Origin of the sequence: Klebsiella ornithinolytica (assembly GCF_030505655.1) — a bacterium.
In the GTDB taxonomy this organism is placed as follows: domain Bacteria; phylum Pseudomonadota; class Gammaproteobacteria; order Enterobacterales; family Enterobacteriaceae; genus Klebsiella; species Klebsiella ornithinolytica.
The window spans coordinates 232,471-253,310 of record NZ_CP130154.1; the positions used below are offsets into that span (position 1 = coordinate 232,471).

Genomic DNA, 20,840 nt, shown 5'->3' on the forward strand with positions numbered 1-20,840 from the left:
TTTTTAACTTTTTTCTGCGGGCACACTGCCACGGCTAAAAAAGTGACTTTTACGTGTTGAGACGAATATCGCCTACAAGCCGGGCACCGTGAGCCCACTGAGTGAACAGAGAACCTTACTCCGGAGGGGGGGGGTACCAGAAAAGTAACTTTTTTCGAATCTGGAATAGTTACCCTTATACATAAGTGACTATTTTGGGAAAATTCACACATGACGAAACCTGGAAAATCACAGCCCATTGGTCACTATTTTGGTAAAATTCACAAATGACGTTTTTTTCCCATTGGTGAATTTTTTTAAAAAAAGCAGCAATGAAAGATGATGGTTTGCGCCAGTTTTGGCATAAAAGTGTCTAATGATATACGTGAAAAAATCGATGATCTAACACGAGGTACTAAAATGCAGATAGTGCTTTATAATATTTGTGAATAACTTTTTCTACACCCTGCCGGGGTTGCTGTGATATAATAAAAGCCCCTTTGACGCGCAGAAGTAGCGCAGTAAGATATCGACTCAAAAGTGTCCTGGAGAACGTATGGACGTACAACAAAACGTACAGACTGACTCGGTCATTAAAGCGTTTCTCCGTTCGGAGTTACAGTTAATCCGGAGTCAGCAAAAGCTGCTCAGCGTGTTGCCTCGTGAACTCGCGTCGGATTATCGCTATATTCCCGATATCCTCCTAGGCCGTTTTTTCCATCCATCTACAGATACTCGTCTTAATCGAATTGCACAATCAGAGGCACGGCCCGGGAGTCTGTTAATTCCGCGTGTAAACGGAAAACCTGTTTTATGGAGCGAGTTGATCAAATTGATCCTGGATGACTCGCATTACCTGAAGTTTGATGCATACGGGCGACCATTTGACAGTTCAGAGCTGAAACCCAATGCCCCGTGCGAATTAATAAGCGGGAAAAGTTATGTCTACAAACCTGTCGACCTTGAGTTATTCCGGAAAAATATTGTCTCTATACAGATGAACTTCCTCGTTAATCTGTGGAATCTCGCCAGATTTAAACCTGCTTTTGTCCAGTCCTATTTAGCCCTGTCAAATGATGCATTTCAGATGTTGGTTGAAACAGAAATGTCTGCATTCGTTGAGGTCACGAATGTGATCTTCTTTCCCCGGTTTATAACCTATGATACCGGTCGACGTGGTTCCAAAGTTTATGCGTGGGGGTACGAGATACTGGCTGATCTGCTTGAGGGATTTATACCCAGAGAAAATATGGAAAACTTACGGGTAGAGTTCACTCTGAAAGAGTCGTATGAGAAGTTAAAGAAATTTTAGTATCACAGTGGGTTTATATTGACTCACCACTGTCAGTCAGGATTGCGACAGAGTGATTATGGTTCATACAGGATAACGAATACACGACCCCGAACGAATTTAGTTAAAAAGTTACTTTTCAGAACCACACGCAGTCATTTTTTCAGCCGGTCGTCTGACCCGGTACCGGGTCACGTTAAGGAGAATACGGATAATGGTTTTAAAAAAGAGTGAGGTAAGCCAGCTGGATAGCCTGGCAAAAGCCATCAGGTTACTGGAATATGATGCTAACAAATATACGATAACGCATTTGTATGGCCGTAAAGTTGCTGACAGACTGGAGTATCGCAAAGGAGTGAATACCAGATCAGGAGTAGGGTCGTGGCTTGGTGAAAAATCTGCGATGCTGCTCTCTAACGTTGTTGTGAACAATGCAATACATATTTTCGGATATGAACCTCAAAACCCTACAGAATCCACAAAAGAAATGGATTTTAATGCACTGGTTGATTTGTTAATACAGACAGGATATTCGCCAGAATACTACCCGCTCCAGGTTAACAGGATAGTTCAGGTTCTCAACGGGATGAGTGAGGCGGATTATAAAGACTACTGTCTGGTCTGCAAAAAACCCTTCATTCATGCGCCGGATAAATATGACTCCTGTCCGACATGCAGCGCAAAAAAATGCAAAGTAGCAATTATGCGTTATTCGCAGCCCGTTGTTCCCTTTGAATAAAAGACATTCATCACTCATGGAAAATCAACTTTTACACACCGCAAGCACTATCTGTCATATCGCGTTTGCATCAACAGGAATAACGACGCCTTCAGATGAACAAGGATTTTTTCATCTTTCAGACTCGATCCATCACCGGTTGCGTACGATTTCGCCCGACCTGAATGTCCGTTGTGCTTCTTATTTATTCCTGCCGGTCATCCATACAGAGTTAAAAACAGATGACCTCAAAAACCATTTTCCTGATTGCATCTTGCAGCTCGTTCAGGAGCTGACGCCGTTAAAAAGGGCCACCTGTCCATCCGGCAAGATCCGGTTTGAAAAAGAACTTGATGCCATGTTTTCGGCCAGTTCGGAAGCGGTCAGCATTCGTCTGGCCGAATATCTTTCGGGACCTTCCCGTTTTCTCCGGATGATAAAAAATCCGGACCGTAAGGCCCGTATAGAGAAAATCCTTGCATCCAGAAACTGTAATTTATCTCACCAGTTGATGCTGTTGATACAGGCGGAAGAAACAGTGTCCAGATTTAAATCCCCGGGCAAAGTCAGGAAAGATTAACCGCATTCTTTCTGCATTTAAATTTCATCAACGGCCACATCCTGGGGTAGACCTTTCAGGCAGAAAAAGGTCATCGCTTTCGCGTTCATGGTCGATTTTTGTATACCTGCCTGTTTTTTTTGCTTTGAAAAAGCACTCCTTCATTCACCATACGGTTTTCCCTTTGAAGGTCAGCAGGAATACTCACCTGTCAGGCTAATACATTACCAGCAGCGTCTGTCTCCGGTTCGCCAGACGCGGATATGTTGCGCCATTGTTCGGCCTGAAACAGCCCGTGAGAAAAATTTCAGATTTCGCACAGAACACCTTCCTTATTGAAGAAAACGAATTTTTTTTTATGGGATGATAATGCTAACCATCGAGGGGTAGCATATGCAGATCATAAAAACTTTCTTCCTTAAAACAGCCATTAGTTCGTTGCTGGTGCTTTCCACTATGAGCATGGCTGAAACACAGTATGTCGGGAATACACCTTTTGTTTCCGGCCAGGCACTGAAAAAAGGTTTCTTCTGGTATAACGATAAAGAGCCGGTTGAGGATGAAGAAGAACAACCGCAACAGCCTTTAACGGGTTCGCCGTCTCAGGACAAGAATGAAGAACTTAAGCTGGATTCCCGGTGGCTGAAAGAAAACCTGCTTAATCTCCGTTATGCAGCAATGGATAACCCGACAGACGAAAACCTGTCCCGTTATTATACTGCGCAACGTTTAATGCTTGATATTGCCACCCGTTTCTCTGACCGTACCCGGGATTATTTCATCAGTAATCCGATGATGTCAGAAAAGAGACGCCAGCCGACTGAAACAGTTGCTTTAAATGCACACCGGGCCGGTCTTGAAGATAAGCAGCAAAAAGCACTGACCTCCATTTTCCAGAAGGGCGGGTTGTTTTTCTTTTTCCAGAGCACCTGCCAGTACTGTCATGAACAAAGCCAGATTCTTAATTTCATGCAGAATTATTATCACGTTGACATTATGCCGGTGAGTATCGACGGACGTCCTCTCCATAATGGTTTATTTCCCCGCTATGGCAGGGCAACGATGGATATGATTAAACGGTATGCCATTACTGAAGTTCCTACTGTTTATCTCATGTCTAATGATGGCTCTCAGGCGACACGTGTCAGTACCGGTCTTGTTTCCGCAGACGAACTTAAAAATACGATTATTCTTGCGGCCAGAGGAATGAACCTCCTCGATGAGGCCACATTCCAGAATACGCTCGACATTAAGAAGCAATATGCGATTGGCGACAGAGACGTCCTGACCGTGAACAAAGTTAGCTATGAACAGGACCCTTATCTGCTTCAGAACTTAATGGATAAAAAACTCGGTGAGTACGACATGCCTACAACCGATCGGGTAGATGCCCGTTTCTCAGAAAATGAAGGGGGCTTTAGTGGCTACTAATTTTCCAAAAGTAACTTTCCTGAAAAAGTTACTTTTATCGGCCATTTTTTTTGGGGCTTACTCAATGCAGCAGGTCCATGCTGCCAACGTCATGGAAGGCATATTCACAGGTATGGTTGCATCAACTGATCCCGGTTCAGTCAGAACGGCGTCACGTGTCGGAGCTGTGGGCGGCAGCTTCTCATACCGCCAGCCTCAGGTGAATACCAACCTCGTCAACGTCAGTTTCCCGAAAGCCAGCGTCGGGTGTAACGGTATTGATATTTTCCTCGGCAGTTTCAGCATGATCAACGGTGATCAGCTTGTACAGATTGGACGCGGTATCGCACAGGGCTCAGCGGTATATGCTTTTAACACCGCAGTTTCTGCTATCTGCGCCGACTGTGCAGCGATTATCGCGAACATTCAGGACAAGCTCGCTGCGCTGAACAAATTTGCCAAAGACAGCTGTAACGCGACCTATGAGTTTTTGCAAAACGGACTGGGCACTCCTCAGGAGTTTACTGAGAAAATCGGGCTCGGTGGCGGCGCTGTTGACTCCATGGTATCAGGTATATTCCCGGATTTTGGTAGCACCATGAGTCAGCCTGCGAGTGAAGTAAACAAAAAGAACTATGCAAAAGATCCTGATGCATTTAAGGAAAAATACGCCGGTAATATTGTTTACCAGGGATTCATGAGCATTGATAACGGCAATATAAATGTAGGGGGCGTGACTGAACTAACAGGTTACAAATTGGCCGAACAAATAATGTCACTTACAGGAACACTTATCGTCAGCTGGGATAGTAATGGGGAAAATTCTGCGATAACACCCGTCCCGCCTACGATGAAAGCGGCTGATTTCATAAAGGGGACAGGAACAGGAAATGTTAAGTTAAATGTTTGTAACCCAACTCCTGATTTACGCAGTAACAGGAAAGCACAGTGTCTTGAAATGCGTCAGGAGTCTATTCAATTCAAAGGACTGTCTGAAACCATTATTGAGACATTGCTCGAAGTTCAGCGGGCTGTCAGGAATGACACTGAGTTGACGCAGGACCAACGTAAACTTATCAGCATGTTAGGTGTTAATAACATCATTCCTACGCTTCAGACCTTGTCAGCTGCTGAGGGTGTTCAATACATCAAAGATATCAGCACGATCGCGGCAAAAAATTTCACGATAGAGTTGCTGAGTAGTGTACAGAATAAAATGACAAATATGACTTTGCCTTCAGAGGCGATGACATCGTTTAAGGACCAACTAGACAAAATAAACCAGACCTTCAGAAATCAGATCCGCAGCGCTTCAGAAGTACAGTCTATCCAGAATACTGAGGAAAAAACGGTTCTGGCCTACTGGGATATGGCATTCATTAAAAAACGCACCTATGGCGATAGCGGGAACGGGGGCTGATATGGATAATTTCACGATATACACCATTAGTGAGATTGATTTCGTCTATACGGCATTCAACGGGATCGCACTGATTTTTTCCTCTCATGGTTCCAATGAATGGATCAGATTTGCTGCTTATGCTGCCACTATTGGACTCTTCTATAAATCAATGAAGTGGGTACTGGCTCCGAATAAAACGGATGTCCCAATATTCTCATGGATAATGGGCCTGTTGTTCTATTCCATTGCCGTCATTAAAGCCGATGTCACGCTGGAATCGGTGAAAACAGGCGAGGTCAGAAATATCGATGATGTCCCGCTATTTATTGCTGCCTCGGGCGAGCTCACTACCGGGTTATTACATGGCCTGATTACAGACTGGCGGGCAGCGTTTGACCCGCTTACCCCGGTAGGACAGGTCAGTGACACGCTGGATGACAGCCTGACACTGGGCCCTATGACCAAAATGGTCAGATATATGGAGTGGGGCGGGGAGTCGAGCGGGTTCTGTCAGGCATTCCCGAATACGATGAGCGGAAGCGAAAAACCTGTCACTTTTGATGTCTGCAGAATCATACAGTCTATTGCACGCGATTGTATTAAAACGACCCAAGACTCAGAGGTTCAGACACCACTAAGAGGGGTGGCGTTAAATGAAATCTATGCCACTGATCTTGCGTCTGTAATGAACGTGATGGATTCAATGACTGCCAACAGCCTCAAGACAGCAAGCGTCCCAATGGTGACATCTACAGGTTTGCAGTATGCGTCCTGTACGGATGCCTGGGCGGCGGTTAAAGCCGCATTCGACTCTCCTCAGGGCGCGTCTATTATGCGTAATCTGGGTCAGATGAATCAGTTTGTCGCACCGCAGCAAGAGGATAGTGGCCAACAAACTGATTTTATCGGTGGTGCAGCCACCACGCTTTTTGGAAGTGCCGGTCAGGCTCACAATATTACTACTGCTGCATTTGTACTCAACCAAATAGATAAAGGTGTGCTGCAGTATCGCAAGTCATTGGGTATAGCGGCTGACTACCAGCTTTTCGAAGCGAGCATGAAACGAACCAACGCCATGGTCAGTCAGGGGCAACTCTGGCTGAACATCTCAGGCGCTGCAATATCGTTCCTAGAAATGTTCAGCTACATGGTTGCACCATTTGCCCTGATTGCGATCCTCTTCCTGGGAGGTGAAGGCATAACTTCAGCTGCAAAATACCTTCAACTGATAGTCTTCGTTAACATGTGGCCGATAACAGCGGTCATGGTCAATGCATACGTAAAAATGGTATTAAATCAGCAGTTTGACACATGGTCATCGCTGGGTGTACAGACCACGATGAACTGGGCAAATATGGGGAGTATTCAGGAGACGTACGGGAGCTACCTGTCTGTAGCTTCAGCGCTGTATTGCATGGTGCCAATGCTGACGCTGTTCCTGTTGACCACCAGCATTCATCCTATGATGGGAGCGTTGAAAAATGTCACGCCGGATGCTCCTGCCAATACTGGCCATGTCACACCAGAAGTGTGGTCGGCGGGTAATGCGGGTAAACAGTCCTTTGGTGACCAGACACACACCGCAGCCACTTCAACCGGTGGCGGTATGTCATCAGGCGGGCTTCTGAATTCTCCGACCAGGATGATGCCGACGCTTGGCCTCGGTTCAGCCCTTCAGGATACTGTATCTGCATCAGGTAAAAATGAAATTGGGACTACAAGACAATCAACTAGGACCGCTTCACAGGCTTTAAACGAAGCCTGGGCCAACGCGTCACAGGGAAACCGGACACAGACCGGATCAAGCACAACTCAGGGTGGAATGAAACTGCTTCAGGATATTGGTACAGCTTTAAGCAATGGGGTTGGAAGCGATGTAGGATTATCCGTTGATGCTAAAGAAGCTAAATCATTCCAGGCAGTATTTGGAGGTGGGGCTGACATATCTCTTGGCTTAGGTGGCGGAGGTAAGGGTGGAAGTACCGGTACCGGTGGCAGTCTCCTTGGAAAAATGATTAATGCAGCTGGCGGATTACAAGCATCTATACAAGGGCGAATTATGAATGACTCGGGTTTAACCGATAGTCAGAAAAAAGCCTATACCGACAGTCTGAATAACTTATTTAAAGACGGCAGTTCGTTTGCCAAAGATATCGCTAAATTCGAAGCAAACAGTATTCAGAACGGATTTACTGATTCAGATAGTTATCAGAAAGTTGCGCAACAGATGCAACAATATGCTCAGTCTATCAGTAATTCTGAAACTAATGCGTTCAGTAAAACTGGTGGTCAGGCTTCTCAGCTTTCAATGAGCAGCAGCCTCAACATCGACGGAGGAGTGCTGTCTGACACGATGAGCAAACCTGCCACCGAGAAATCTGTTGGCGACTTTTGGGCGTCACTTGGCGGAAACCGCGAAGCTGCAGTTGCAGAATGGAAATCCATGAAGGATACATTGAACGGTAGCAATACACTGGGAGACACTAAGAATGGTAATGATGCATTTGTTAAACAAATGTTTAACAAAGCAGATGAGTTGACCAAGATGGGCTCCGGTGAAACAGTGGCTCAAAATCTTGGTGACATTCAGCAAACATCGCAAATGTTTAAGAATGCGATAAGTATGATGGGAGCTAATGCTGGGATTCTTGCTCCAGCAGCTGAAAAACTGGATCAGTTCGTTGGTCTCGGTAGCGGAGGCAACTATGCCAGCCACCAGGAGCAAACGCAGAAAGCCCCTGATACTTCTGCTGTACCGGGAGCTGGCGACATTTCAGGCAACTTCAATAATCAGCGCAGTCAGGTTACAGGTGGACTAGGCGCACGCCAGGACGCAGCGAAAGCACAGCCTGGTACAACTATCGGGGGTATGTCAGCACAATCTCTCAAAGAAGATGATGCGAAACAGTTTATCGCTAATCGGTCTGGTGAGAATGAGGGCAGGATCCTTTCTACAAGTCAGAGAGAATCGCTTGACAATGTCCGGGAGCAATTGCCTGAGAGCAATCAAAAAGGAACCCTCGAAAAAGCTCTTCAGACAGCTGATAAAGACTCCCTGCCGGTAAAAATCGCCGGTGGCGTTCAGTCTATAATACTGGGTGATGCAGAGTCAGTAGATTACGACTCAGCAACACAACAAACAATGAGTAATTTGCAATCAAGAGAACCGCCAAAAAATGCTGAATCATTCCTTCCTTCTGGAGATAAAACAGAGGATGCTAAAGCTACATTAACCCAGGCGGCATTGCATAGCGAAAATGCCCGACATCAGACTGGCGAGGCCAGAGAGAAAAGCCTCGCCCAGAGTGAAGCCTATCGCGAGTCATATAACAATTTAACCGGTGAAAATCTGACAACGTCTGATGTGTCTCGTGTTGCTCGATTAGGCGCAGACGGAAAAAACAATGGATTTGAAAATGGGTTATCAGATGTCGTTAAATCCGTTGTCAGTGGTTCGGGAACGACAGGTGCGCGTCCTGCCACCGGTACAGCTGATTATAATCTGGGTGAAGGCATACGTGATAACAATGGGCATGCGCCAGGGATAATGAACAAAATTGGAGCGGCGGCTGAGAAGGTGGTCGATAATTCACCAGTTTCGCAGCGACTCTTAACTGGAGCTGGTTCGGATCGTCATGTTGCTGATTCAATGAAAATCGGTAGTGGGCCTTCTCAGGCAACACTCATAGGTAATATGGCTAATAACATTCAACTGGAACAGACAATCGCTAGCGCACAAAGCAGTCCAGGTATTACGGAAGATAAATTCAACAGGATGTCAGATCAGAGTCAACAGATGATGAGTAATGTACAACGCCGTTTATCTGATGACCCTAGATATGGACCTGAGGTAGCCGCAGAGTATCCCCAATTTGTAGGTAGCTTACCTGGAAATCTGAGCGAAACGGAGTCATCTGATAGGGCAAAACAGTTTCTTGATAAGCATCGAAAATCTTAAATAAAAAAGGCCAGCAAATGCTGTAATGCCAGTCAGTTAAGCAACTGACTGGCCCTTTTTCGGGGCCGTGGGGTATCTCCATGGCCTTTCCTTTACCACTCTCGGGAAGGCCCTTTCTCTTCTTGTCGGTAATTTTACCAGTTGCCCCATGCTTTCAAGATCGCGCATCAGCTCCGGGAGACGCCCTGGTGAAGCGCCCTGAAGAGTCATCAACATTCTCATGACCATGCCACATGATTCTGAGAAGCTCAGCTGATTCGGCCAGTATCCTTTCAGATGCCCGGCCATTTTAATCATCTGATATCTCACCAGATTATAAGCCAGTAAGACGCCCCACAGTTCCTGCTCCACAAGCTCCGGCTTTTTACTTCTTAGCGTCAGCCTGCTCAGTTGCATCGTCTGTTTTATCTCCCGGTATCCCAGTTCAATTTCCCAGCGATGGCTGTACAGATCTGCCATTTCCCCACCGGGGTAACGCATGGCATCCGTCATTGACGTCAGCAGATGGCAGACTTTACCTTTGCGCGTCACGCTCAACAGCCGGGCTGTCATCTCATCTCCCAGACCCGGCCATTTTTTTCGTGCCTGTGGACTGGTTTTCAGCTTCACCAGATGGTCGCCCTTACCCAGCTTTCTGACCTCTTCGTACTGCGCACCCTTTCTGAGCGGGATCATCCAGTGGCGGTGCTCTCCCGCCTGGCTCCATGCATTCAGCAGCCCCAGGGAGTAATAACCTTTATCCATTAACGTCAGGGTGTTATCGCCGGTCTGCTCTATCAGTTGCTCCGCGAGCTCATTTTCGCTGTTTTTCATCGTGCCGAAGGCCGCTGCCGTCAGCAGATGGCTGGTCAGCTCCATCTGACAGACCATTTTTACCTGAGGATAAAGTGCCGGGTTTCCGCCATGCGTCTGGCGGGGGAAAGCTTTATCATTTTCTGGCGTGTCCGGTGTTCGCCAGAAAACACCATCAATGGCCAGCAGGGTCAGACCGCACCAGTGCGGATGCGGCGTGGCGTTATGCCAGAGCTGCGCTGTTTGCGTGAACACGCGGCGTACGGCCTCGCTTCCCAGCCGCTGGCGGGCCTGGATCACGGCGCTGGGTGCAACGAACGGACGATTGCCGGGTAACATGATATCCAGCCGGTTAACGATCTGATGAAGCGGCTCCTTGCGCTCAAGTGCCATACCGACAATGCACCAGACCATCATTTCCAGAGGAAGGCGCCGTTTGCGTAACGTGACAGTGCCGGACTCTTCAAGGCAGCGGGAAATCAGTTCCGGGTCAAGATAATCGCCCAGAGAAGCCAGAGGGTTACGCAGAGAATCGTAACGGGATACCAGATCAAGAGCCTGTCCAATGTGCATAAAAAAATCCGGAAAAGGGTGAGCATTTCCGGATTTTTACACAGCCACTGGATCGATCAACCGATCCTTAACTGATCGGCATTACAGCAAATGCTGGCCTTATAAATTCACTTATCATCCGGGCTAAAGATTTCTTCATTCCTTTTCATGTTGTAATTGTATTCATTAGAGCGCGGATCGGACATATCCCAATGACGAATTCTAAACGAGTCCGGGAGAGAGGCCTGGGAAGAAATTACTGAATTTTCAGAACTCTGTTCTGATTTAGCTGTACTCCGAAAGAGCGGATGCTTACGACCAACAGTGATGTAGCGGTAAACAAGCACTGCCAGGCAAAAGACATAGAAGAGCTCTTTGAAGTCGGCAAGGTCAAAACCAAACAGTTCGTACATCATTGGGTAGCCCTCTATTCATTCACAATTGATTAGATTATAAACTATTTAACCTCACCTCCAACCCCCTATTTTCAACACACCCGAATGGAGCCTCAACTCAAAAAGGGGGCTTTACAGGGCATAGTTCATAGTGTAACCGTGTGATACACAGCTGTTTCCGCTGTCCAGTATTCCGTCCACTGTAGAGAGGGCGCTGGCAAAACATTTTAAGGTCCCTTCCTGCTGGTGGCCTGGCAAGGTCTCTGTACAGATTCTGGCAGACCAGACAATGGACGTTGGCACTTATCTGCCCGACATTGAATCAGAACAGATTTGGGTAGGTTGCCCGTTACGGGTTCACCGGCGCTGTGATGAACCAATGTTCCGCATCAGTAATGATATTGCCTATGACGGGTTGATGGTCCACGGGAAAAAAACGACCCAGATGAATCTCCCGGAAAGTGGATGGCTGGATGTGAAGGGGAGGACCAGCGAGGGGAACTGGGTAAAAGAGGAAGGGACGGCAGTAGAAAAGTTACTTTTGGATTTGCGTCATCAGTATTCGCTCACGGCTGACAACGTGTTTTTGATTTCGCCATTCCGGGACTGTGCAAAACGACTTGCCGATATAGCGAAGAAATTGCAGTTCAGCAGGGATAAAACGGGCACTGTACACAAAACACAGGGAAAAGAAGCTACGGTGGTTATCCTCGTGCTGGGAGGCAACATACAGAATCCCGGCGCTAAATCATGGGCAGCGGGCACACCCAATCTTCTGAACGTCGCGGTAAGCAGGGCAAAACAGCGAATTTACGTTATCGGGGAGCGGGGATTATGGGAGAAGCTACCCTATTTCTCAACACTGTCGCGGGCGCTGGGCGATCTAAAAGAACCGGTGATCGTCAATAACACGCCAGTGTCGTATCTGGAAGAGTATTTAACCACGGAATGGCGCTGATAAGCGCCATGCCTGTTAACACCTGAAACGGGCCATCGTACCGGCTCATAAACTTGATCACTATAATGCGGAAAGGTAACTACGGTATCGACTTTACCAGAATACACAGTACGGCGCATGTTAACCGGAACGGTAGCACCATATGGGCTGGCAGGATGAAGGATTTACTGACATGGCCGCGTTGACAGATTACGACCACCTTCATTTTAGATGGTGCGGGCGTAAGAGAAACAGCACATCCTCTGCTCTCCCTGTCACCTGTCGAAGTGACGACCAGATGCCATCACTTCAAAAGTTACTTTTATCTGGGTGGGTTGTTCGCGAGTTTACCCGGTATCTCCGCTAATTTCGGGTTTACGCGATCAATCCCTGTCCAGGCATTGAGTTGCTGCATTTTCCCGTTTCGCTGTAATCGCCGGTTATATCGAACCATAAAATTGAATATATAGTTGGCTCTGACGCGAGGGGTCTTACTGTTGTAGTCGGCGATGCCTTCAAACACATTCCCCTTACGATCAATAATTTTACGATGCAGCCACCACGTACCCACCCAAAAAGAGGCGCAAGCATCGTAAGCAAGCTCACGCCAGCTTATCGCGGGGAAATGAGATTTCACTTCCGCCAGATTTGATGAATTTATCTGCATTGGCCCAATATCCCATGTACCGTTGGTATTAAGGACAAAAGAACCAATCTTGCCGCCTTCATTATCAAAAAGGGTAAAAACAAGGTCACGGTCAATGCCGAAGAAACGAGCGGCGTCAGTTAAACACTCATTCTTGACCGTCTCGGGTACATTTTGCGGTTTAGGGCGATCCCTGGGCGGATTGAATGCTGCATTGGCATTGACTGTTAACGTTGCGAACAGCACAGCGCCAGATATTAGTTTCGTCATAAACCCGCTCCTCAAAAGTTACTTTGTCAGGTTACACGTCATCAAAAAAATTTTTTCCTAGCTGGGGGTAAAAACACCTCCTGGTCGGAAAATTATTTTTTTTGGTTTGATACAGTATTTAAGGAGGTAGGACATGATTAAACCAATTGCAGTCGCCCTGACATTGTTATCCGTATCGGCGTATGCGGACGTTAATTTATCAGCGGATGTGAAAGCCAAAATTGAGGCCGTTGGTATTGATGCCTTTTATGCGGAGAAGTCGCCTGTAGAAGGGATTTACTCGGTCTTTTCGAAAGAGGGGACCAGTTACGTCACGTCTGACGGGGAATACATCTTCACCGGGAATTTATTCAAGGTGAAAGGTGCGGAAGTGGAAAACACCACAGATGAGTTTATCAGCAAAGGGATGCGATCCTATATTGAGAAGCTCGATACCATCACCTACAAAGCGCCGGATGAGAAATATGTAATCGGTGTCTTTACTGATATCACCTGCGGCTTTTGCCAGAAATTACATAACGACCTGCAATTCTATCTGGAGAAAGGGATCACCATAAAATACATCGCTTATCCTCGCGCCGGTATGAACTCCATGGTTGCGCGGAACATGGCATCGGTCTGGTGTGCAGACGACAAACCCGCTGCGTTGACCAAAGCCATGAAAGGTGATGGCTTGCCGGATAAGCAACCGACAAAGGCCTGCATGGACTCCGTTCAGAACCAGTTCAATGCAGGGAACATGTTCAAGCTCTCAGGCACGCCTAGCGGTTTAAGCCTGAAAGGTGAACCGATGGTATTTGCTGGGTTACGTGACCCTGACCAGATGCTGAACAGCCTGAAGACGGCCAATCAGAAAAAATAGCTCTCCGGGAGAGACAATGAAGAAATTTATGGCAATTGCAGCGGTGGTGGTTGTGTCATTTTCAGCCCAGTCCAGTTTGTGTGGTCAGAGTGGCTGCAAAGTTACTTTTGTTGATGTCGATGGTACCGAAAAACCGATCCTGCTGCTTGATGCTGCGGAGACTCCGTCGAAGAGTGCTATGGGCCGGGTGTTTGATGATGTAAACACTACCGGTAAGACAATTCAGACCGAGCTGAAATCCTCAGTATCCGGGCATAAAGATAAATCGTCGCCGGTACAAATGAACCGGGTGTTAAGCCCGATTAAAATCTACAGCGCATAATACGGAGTCCGACATGGGATTAATCAGAACGTTGGTCTATGTGGGTATCATCGGCGGCATATTTGCCTATTCACAAACAAAAGATAGTCTAGATAATATTCCACTTCCGGATGTTGAATTGCCTTCATCGCTGACCAGCAATGACATTATGAAGTCCTCAGTGTTAGCGGATTCCATTGCCGCATTGAAAAACCATGGCGTAATGGAAGGTGTAGTCGGGATGATGGGTGAACAACATGATATCCGTGGTTCATTCAACGAAGTCGTCATGATGGCCGGTAATAACGATATCCAGAAGCTTATTCAGGATACAGTGGATGAACTTGACAGCAGTAGCCGGAAAAACAGTCAGTAAGATGGAATTTCAGGTCTTCAGATGTATTTCTTTTGATCGTTAGATGAATACAGGAGGTTTAGCATGATAAATAAACGAAAAAATCATCGTGTCATCATTTGTTCTGCCCTCGTGTTGGGAGGTTTTTTATTAGGTTCAGTAAACTACGGTATGTTGAAATTAATGATAAATAACGGGGTGCTGGGTAATGTTTCTGAAATCATGACTGTAAAGAAGGTAAGTCATGATGATCCATTCGAGTCAGAAAGCAGTCGCCGAATGGCCGGTCAATAAGTGTTCTTTCATATACATCAGTTGCATTTACAAAATCATAAAATGACTTCCGGGGAAAAACCATGGAAAAGAAGCAAAATCCTAATCAACGTATGCTGATTAATATTGGTCTGGCCCTTTGTGGCTTTGTAGCTGGCTCAGTTGTCTGGGGGCCTGCCAGTGACCTGTTTAAATCGAATCAATCGGCTAAAGAACCTGCTAACGAACGCATGATCGAGCAGTTTAATCGGCTAATCAGAGAGCCTCAGGCGAATCAGTCAGCCGGTTTAGTTCTGACAGAACAGGACAAAGAGCTGATTGGAAAGACTGCGGCGCAATATTTGATCGACCACCCTGAAAACCTGGTGGAAGCGGGTAAACGCCTGGAGTCTAACCGCGATGGTGAGAAAATGTCTAATGTAGTGAATACTAAAGACGTTCTCCTGGAATCAACCTACACTCCAAACTACGGTCCGGATAATGCGGATGTCGCCGTGATCGAGTTTTTTGATTACATGTGCCACTTCTGCCAGCAATCCAGCCCGGTTCTTGAAAAGGCCATTAGCGCGAACAAAAATGTGCGAACGTTCTTTAAAGACTTCACTATTTTCGCAGACCGTACTCCGATTTCAGGTATGGGCGCAAAAATTGGTCTTTATATTTTTCGGACATACGGTCAGGATAAATATTATGAGTTTCATAATAAATTAATGAACGAGACCGGAATAGCGCTTCAGTCCAAAAAGGATTACTCACCGCAGAATCTGGCAACGCTGGTTCATGGGCTGGGGTATAAAGATATTCTTGACGAACACGGTAACTTCCTTCTGACTGCACAACTACGTGACCAGCTCCAGAATGTGCTTGATGCGAATATGATGCTGGCTGATAAGCTCAATTATAGTGGTACTCCGGTATTCATCATCATGAACATTAAGAACCCGCAAAACAAAACTACCACCATTATTCCCGGTGCGCCTGATTCTTATCGCTTGCAGCAGGCCATTGATAAAGCAAAAGACAACTAAACATATTCCTTCCTTAGGTTGCTTTAATGAAGCTTGAGCCAGGTATTTTACTCAACATTAATTATAAGAAGGTCATATCTATGTTTGAACATAACATTCTTTTCAACAGCATGATGATTATTATCTTATCTTACATGCTATTTAAGAGCATTAAGTCAAAAAAAAGATTGCATAAAAAGTATGAGGAAGTCTATAAGGCTTTTCATCTGGCTGACTCTCAGTACAACGGCGGCATGAAAGACGCTTACAGAAACTTATCTTTAAGCAATGCACATTTGAAGTTTTTGGCAGAATACTTCAACCAGGAGACAGTTAAGTTTGATGGAAGAAACATAATCTGTGAAAGAGAACAAGATGTACAGTATGTTCTTTCGCTTATGGCGGATAGTCATTTTTGGTTGAATAAAGCCATGAAGGATATAAATACAGCAGTAAGTAACACGGATGTTATAAAAGATATTAAATTATCAGCTCCGCCATTTTCTTCATTGGGAGGATTGAAATTAATAGCAGATGAATTTCATCTTGAAAATAAAGAGTTTGATGGGTTTGCTACTCTTAAAATCAAGTATGAAGAGATGAAGGGGGAGAGATGACAGGGGCTTTGTTTTCACTTTCTGCTAGTGGGGTGGTGTTTGCCGCCTCTGTGGTTATTCTCATTCTTAGTGCTATGTTATACGACAGTTTAAACAAAAGGCGTGTTCGAAATGTTCAATCATATGAATTTTTAGCCTCGCATGAAGCAGCAACTGGAACTCATCCAGAAGGTACTGTTCTGCTCTATCTTGATTTTGATGGTGTTCTACATCGAAGAATGAATGAGTCCTTTGAAAAAATGCCCCTGCTGGAAGAAATTTTAATTCAATGCCCTGAAATCCTCATAGTGATCTCCAGCAGCTGGAGGGAGACGATGTCTTTAGAGGGGCTAAAGCATCTTTTCCCGGTTTCATACCGGCACAGAATCATTGGCGTTACGCCTTCACTTCAGGATGTACCGGATATTGAATATATCCGGTACAGGGAGTGCCTTTCAAATGCCCGATATCTGGGTATCAGTCATTTTATTATTATAGATGATGAGTCGCACCGTTTTCCACCTGGGTGTGAAAATCTGGTGTCTACAAAATACAGAGAGGGGATGACTGACGAAACAGTATCAGCAGTCATCATGAAATATCGTCAGTATATCGTATGAAGGCATGCGTTTCATATTCTGTACGCGATGAAATAAACGCCGATTATGAAACGCAGATACTCAAGCCAGAGGTAAGGGGCTGTCTTCAACGGATTGCCGGGAAGGTTTAACAGAAAAGACAGCATTTCATATTGTCCGGTGATCCCCGCGCCCCTAGAATAAGCGCATTATGAGTACCACCAGCCCATAAGGATGAACAAATAGTAAAACTAACTATAGCATTTAGTAGTTTATTTTAAAACTTTATTACAGGACGGCATGGAAAATGAAAAAAAACATATATAATGATGTGGCAAACATTTTTAAAACGTTGCAGGATGCCATAACGAAAGAAAATATAACAAAAGATATGTACGCAGATTACTGTCAACGTGAAGCGATGAGGGTAGATGAAGGATGCGCACGACGAAATGCCCAGTCTATAAAAATTATTACCGAAAAAAGCATGATACTTGAAACGGTATTTCTAAATGTAAAGAAAACGTATGAGCTAAGGCAGCAGTATGAAAGAGCTCTGATTGCTCAATGGGGCGGTGTAATAGACGACGAAAATGTAACGTATGATATTATACACCCTAGCCTGAAATCCTTATCTGCTTATGTAGCATATCGAAAGGACATAAAAATTGATGAGAGAATGGGAGAGATGTATGAGAAAAAACCTGAACTGTCCCGTAGCATCAGGTATCATGAGCGATATTTATGTCCGCAGGAACTAAAATACAAATATAAGATAAACGCCAAATTTCGTCCGGATCTAAAACTTCTGATCAATCCACCTTACCCTGGGTTTTGTAAGAATTTACTTTACTGGTATGTCAGTGCATTTTCACTGCATCTTAAAAATGGAAAACCAGGGGAACCAGGGAAGCTTGAAAATCCAGGTGAACCATTAAAGATAGGATTTCGCCATCCAGTGAGTAAAATGAATTATGAAGAAATGTGTGAAGGTCTTGAGATTTTTATGCCGTATATGTGCAAAGCTGAAAACGGAAAAATTGTTATTCATGCGGAAGGGTATTTATCATGTGATAGCTATTATAGCAGCATACTGGTTAACCCGCAAACGGGGGGGGCTGAGCTAGTTATATACAGAAAGGGTCGCTTTGACCATCGACATAACCCGAATGCACTGGAATCTCGTACGTGGTTGAATGAAGATAGAATAATAAAAGAATTTCCCAGCATACGAATTGCTTTGCTGAATATCATAGCGTGCAGCTATCGTGCGCACTTCAAAAACAGGGATATCTAGCTAAAGCTCCGTAATCCCCGGTGCAATCGGGCATTGATATAAGGAGGCTAATATTTATTGAATTTTACATGTGAGGGATAAAAGTGAATTAATGGTTGCTTTAATGAAGATTGAGCTAGGTATTTTACTCAACATTACATATAAAAAGGTCATATCTATGTTTGAACATAACATTCTTTTCAACAGCATGATGATTATGATTATTTTCTTATCTTACATGCTATTTAAGAGCATTAAGTCACAAAAAAGATTGCATAACAAGTATGAGGAAGTCTATAAGGCTTTTCATTTGGCTGACTCTCAGTACAACGGCGGCATGAAAGACGCTTACAGAAACTTATCTTTAAGCAATGCACATTTGAAGTTTTTGGCAGAATACTTCAACCAGGAGACAGTTAAGTTTGATGGAAGAAACATAATCTGTGAAAGAGAGCAAGATGTACAGTATGTTCTTTCGCTTATGGCGGATAGTCATTTTTGGTTGAATAAAGCCATGAAGGATATAAATACAGCAGTAAGTAACACTGATGTTATAAAAGATATTAAATTATCAGCTCCGCCATTTTCTTCATTGGGAGGACTGAAATTAATAGCAGGTGAATTTAATCTTGAAAATAATGAGTTTGATGGGTTTGCTACTCTTAAAATAAAGTATGAAGAGAAGAAGGGGGAGAGATGACTGACGAAACAGTATCAGCAGTCATCATTAAATATCGTCAGTATATCGGATGAAGGCATGCGTTTCATATTCTGTACGCGATGAAATAAACGCCGATTATGAAACGCAGATACTCAATCCAGAGGTAAGGGGCTGTCTTCAACGGATTGCCGGGAGGGTTTAACAGAAAAGACAGCATTTCATATTGTCCGGTGATCCCCGCGCCCCTAGAATAAGCGCACTATGAGTACCACCAGCCCATAAGGATGAACCAATATGCATGAAGAGTTTGCCATCGGAAGAGGAGGGGCAATATGTCGCTGATCACCATTGTCCTTGTTTTCATGATGGCGATAGTTGTTACTGTGTTTATATCTCATTTGTTGCCCGTAAAAATTCCATTACCCCTGCTTCAGATAGCTGCCGGGGCGGGTCTTGCTGCCGGAGGCTTCCAGGTTGATTTCGAACCGCATATCTTCCTGCTGTTGTTCATCCCGCCGCTGTTGTTTCTGGATGGCTGGCGAATACCCAAGGATGCATTTTTCAGTGATCTGAAACCCATCCTGTCACTGGCAATTGGCCTTGTCCTGGTCACCATTATTGGCATTGGCTGGTTTATTCACTGGCTTATCCCGGCGATCACGGTGGCCGCCGGATTTGCGCTTGCCGCGATCCTGTCTCCAACGGATCCGGTGGCCGTCTCTGCTATGACCGCCAGTTCACCGCTGCCCTCACGAATGGCGCATATCCTCGAAGGCGAATCCCTTCTGAACGATGCATCCGGCCTTGTGGCCTTTAATTTTGCGATTGCTGCAGTGCTCACCGGTACCTTCTCCCCGGGAGAGGCGGTGACCAAATTCTTCCTGATGGCCTTCGGCGGTATTCTGAGCGGTCTTGTGGTCGTCTGGGTAACCGGTAAGTGCAATAATTTTCTGGTGAAACGGACACGCGAGGAACCGGCCATCCAGATACTGATTAGCCTTCTTATCCCGTTTGCCGCGTATATTCTCGCTGAGGCATTCCATGTCTCGGGGATCCTGGCTGCGGTAGCTGCTGGCATCGCCATGCACTATGAACAGCTGTCGGGTCCTCGTTTACCGGCCACACGCATGAAAAGCGGTGCCGTGTGGAATATGCTTCAGACTACGCTGAACGGGATGATTTTCCTGATGCTGGGTGAGCAGTTGCCACGTATGCTTTTGACTCTGCCGGAAGTGGCACAGCAAGCGGGAGTGTCATCTCCGTGGTACTTACTGCTGTATGCCGTGGTTATCACACTGGCTCTTGGTGTGATGCGTTTTGCCTGGGTATGGCTGTCCATAACCCTGACGGTATTTCGTCAGAAACGGCGGGGCAAGGTCACGACGGTGCGCACCCGGTTCTCTGCGATGGCTGTGATGGCTCTCGCCGGTGTGAAGGGTTCCGTCACTCTGGCGGGGATACTGACACTTCCGGCCGTACTGGATGACGGGTCACCGTTCCCGGGAAGAGAGCTGCTTATTTTTCTCTCAATGGCGGTGATCCTGTTATCACTTATTGTGGCTGCTGTAGGTCTTCCCTTCATGACGCGCTCTCTCGGAGAGGATTTGCCTCATGACGCCGGGAGCGGCAATATCGGAGCAGCGTTGACGGAAGCGGCCATCAACCGACTGACCGATTTGCTCAGCCAGCCAGTCGCTGATCCCGATGAGCAGGCCTTACGCGCTGATGCCGGAAATATGCTCCTTGAGACATACCAGCGACGGCTTCACTACAACTACAGCGATGAACAAACCGACGTCGGGCTGGAGCTGATGAAACGCACCAGGCTTGAGAAGTTTATGCAACGTGAGGCCATTATCGCGCAACGTAATGAGCTTTTCCGTATGCGAAAGGCCCGTACTATCAGCGATACCGCCTTCCATCAGGCGCTCAGGGCGATCGACCTCAAAGAAGAAAGCCTTCATTAACCGGTGTCCGTACCAGTCCTCCCTGTTCAGAGATGAGCGGGGAGGCTGAAGGCTT

Annotated in this window: 20 protein-coding genes; 17 read left to right on the top strand and 3 right to left on the bottom strand. The window is 45.9% G+C overall.

All coding sequences use genetic code 11. The features are described 5' to 3' along the window. The first annotated feature begins 535 nt into the window (after window positions 1-535). The 6 genes from Q1L34_RS27395 to Q1L34_RS27420 all read left to right on the top strand — a co-directional run bounded on the left by Q1L34_RS27395 (window position 536) and on the right by Q1L34_RS27420 (window position 9,317). A complete protein-coding gene (locus Q1L34_RS27395) occupies window positions 536-1,291 on the top strand; it encodes a hypothetical protein (protein WP_017900905.1) in 756 nt (251 codons plus the stop codon). Window positions 1,292-1,484: 193 nt separating this feature from the next. Continuing rightward, a complete protein-coding gene (locus tag Q1L34_RS27400) occupies window positions 1,485-2,009 on the top strand; it encodes a hypothetical protein (RefSeq protein WP_017900906.1) in 525 nt (174 codons plus the stop codon). 16 nt (window positions 2,010-2,025) lie between these two features. Then, the gene (locus Q1L34_RS27405; RefSeq protein WP_024266295.1) at window positions 2,026-2,568 is read left to right on the top strand and encodes a hypothetical protein; all 543 of its coding nucleotides are present in this window, start codon (window positions 2,026-2,028) and stop codon (window positions 2,566-2,568) included. Between the two features lie 372 nt (window positions 2,569-2,940). Then, complete coding sequence (gene traF, locus Q1L34_RS27410; RefSeq protein ID WP_017900908.1) at window positions 2,941-3,978, top strand: conjugal transfer protein TraF; 1,038 nt, start codon at window positions 2,941-2,943, stop codon at window positions 3,976-3,978. Beyond that, a complete protein-coding gene (locus Q1L34_RS27415; protein ID WP_017900909.1) occupies window positions 3,968-5,377 on the top strand; it encodes a conjugal transfer protein TraH in 1,410 nt (469 codons plus the stop codon). Before traF ends, Q1L34_RS27415 begins: the two co-directional genes overlap by 11 nt. A 1-nt stretch (window position 5,378) precedes the next feature. Further along, window positions 5,379-9,317, top strand: coding sequence for a conjugal transfer protein TraG N-terminal domain-containing protein (locus Q1L34_RS27420; protein WP_025999309.1), 3,939 nt, complete (start codon window positions 5,379-5,381; stop codon window positions 9,315-9,317). Window positions 9,318-9,353: 36 nt separating this feature from the next. On the opposite strand, the gene Q1L34_RS27425 is transcribed toward Q1L34_RS27420, so the two are convergent. Together Q1L34_RS27425 and Q1L34_RS27430 are read right to left on the bottom strand one after the other, a co-directional pair. After that, window positions 9,354-10,682, bottom strand: a complete 1,329-nt coding sequence (locus Q1L34_RS27425; RefSeq protein WP_017900911.1) for an IS4 family transposase — start codon at window positions 10,680-10,682, stop codon at window positions 9,354-9,356. A 107-nt stretch (window positions 10,683-10,789) separates the two neighbouring features. After that, window positions 10,790-11,077, bottom strand: a complete 288-nt coding sequence (locus Q1L34_RS27430) for a hypothetical protein (RefSeq protein ID WP_017900912.1) — start codon at window positions 11,075-11,077, stop codon at window positions 10,790-10,792. A 268-nt stretch (window positions 11,078-11,345) separates the two neighbouring features. On the opposite strand from Q1L34_RS27430, the gene Q1L34_RS27435 reads away from it, so the two are divergent. Continuing rightward, window positions 11,346-12,014: a DEAD/DEAH box helicase gene (locus tag Q1L34_RS27435; protein WP_024266297.1), complete on the top strand. Its 669-nt coding sequence runs from the start codon at window positions 11,346-11,348 to the stop codon at window positions 12,012-12,014. A gap of 301 nt (window positions 12,015-12,315) precedes the next feature. Here Q1L34_RS27435 and Q1L34_RS27440 read toward each other — a convergent pair whose 3' ends face one another. Further along, complete coding sequence (locus Q1L34_RS27440) at window positions 12,316-12,909, bottom strand: lytic transglycosylase domain-containing protein (protein WP_017900914.1); 594 nt, start codon at window positions 12,907-12,909, stop codon at window positions 12,316-12,318. Window positions 12,910-13,042: 133 nt separating this feature from the next. Between Q1L34_RS27440 and Q1L34_RS27445 the strand changes: the two genes are divergently transcribed. From Q1L34_RS27445 to Q1L34_RS27490, 10 genes are all read left to right on the top strand, one after another. Beyond that, window positions 13,043-13,771, top strand: coding sequence for a thioredoxin fold domain-containing protein (locus tag Q1L34_RS27445; protein ID WP_017900915.1), 729 nt, complete (start codon window positions 13,043-13,045; stop codon window positions 13,769-13,771). 16 nt (window positions 13,772-13,787) lie between these two features. After that, window positions 13,788-14,093 carry a hypothetical protein gene (locus Q1L34_RS27450; protein ID WP_017900916.1) on the top strand — a complete coding sequence of 102 codons (306 nt, stop codon included), beginning with the start codon at window positions 13,788-13,790 and terminating at the stop codon, window positions 14,091-14,093. A gap of 13 nt (window positions 14,094-14,106) precedes the next feature. After that, window positions 14,107-14,448, top strand: a complete 342-nt coding sequence (locus tag Q1L34_RS27455; protein WP_017900917.1) for a hypothetical protein — start codon at window positions 14,107-14,109, stop codon at window positions 14,446-14,448. A gap of 63 nt (window positions 14,449-14,511) precedes the next feature. Next, window positions 14,512-14,721: a hypothetical protein gene (locus Q1L34_RS27460; RefSeq protein ID WP_017900918.1), complete on the top strand. Its 210-nt coding sequence runs from the start codon at window positions 14,512-14,514 to the stop codon at window positions 14,719-14,721. A 62-nt stretch (window positions 14,722-14,783) separates the two neighbouring features. Continuing rightward, complete coding sequence (locus Q1L34_RS27465) at window positions 14,784-15,728, top strand: DsbA family protein (RefSeq protein ID WP_017900919.1); 945 nt, start codon at window positions 14,784-14,786, stop codon at window positions 15,726-15,728. Between the two features lie 80 nt (window positions 15,729-15,808). Further along, window positions 15,809-16,324 carry a hypothetical protein gene (locus Q1L34_RS27470; protein WP_087549171.1) on the top strand — a complete coding sequence of 172 codons (516 nt, stop codon included), beginning with the start codon at window positions 15,809-15,811 and terminating at the stop codon, window positions 16,322-16,324. After that, on the top strand, window positions 16,321-16,923 hold the full coding sequence (locus Q1L34_RS27475) for an HAD domain-containing protein (protein ID WP_017901393.1): 603 nt from the start codon (window positions 16,321-16,323) through the stop codon (window positions 16,921-16,923). The genes Q1L34_RS27470 and Q1L34_RS27475 overlap by 4 nt, the downstream gene beginning before the upstream one ends. A 265-nt stretch (window positions 16,924-17,188) precedes the next feature. Then, the gene (locus Q1L34_RS27480; RefSeq protein ID WP_017901392.1) at window positions 17,189-18,178 is read left to right on the top strand and encodes a hypothetical protein; all 990 of its coding nucleotides are present in this window, start codon (window positions 17,189-17,191) and stop codon (window positions 18,176-18,178) included. A 103-nt stretch (window positions 18,179-18,281) separates the two neighbouring features. Next, window positions 18,282-18,857 carry a hypothetical protein gene (locus tag Q1L34_RS27485; RefSeq protein WP_223226691.1) on the top strand — a complete coding sequence of 192 codons (576 nt, stop codon included), beginning with the start codon at window positions 18,282-18,284 and terminating at the stop codon, window positions 18,855-18,857. 293 nt (window positions 18,858-19,150) lie between these two features. Beyond that, the gene (locus Q1L34_RS27490) at window positions 19,151-20,785 is read left to right on the top strand and encodes a Na+/H+ antiporter (RefSeq protein ID WP_017900828.1); all 1,635 of its coding nucleotides are present in this window, start codon (window positions 19,151-19,153) and stop codon (window positions 20,783-20,785) included. The last annotated feature ends 55 nt before the right edge of the window (window positions 20,786-20,840 follow it).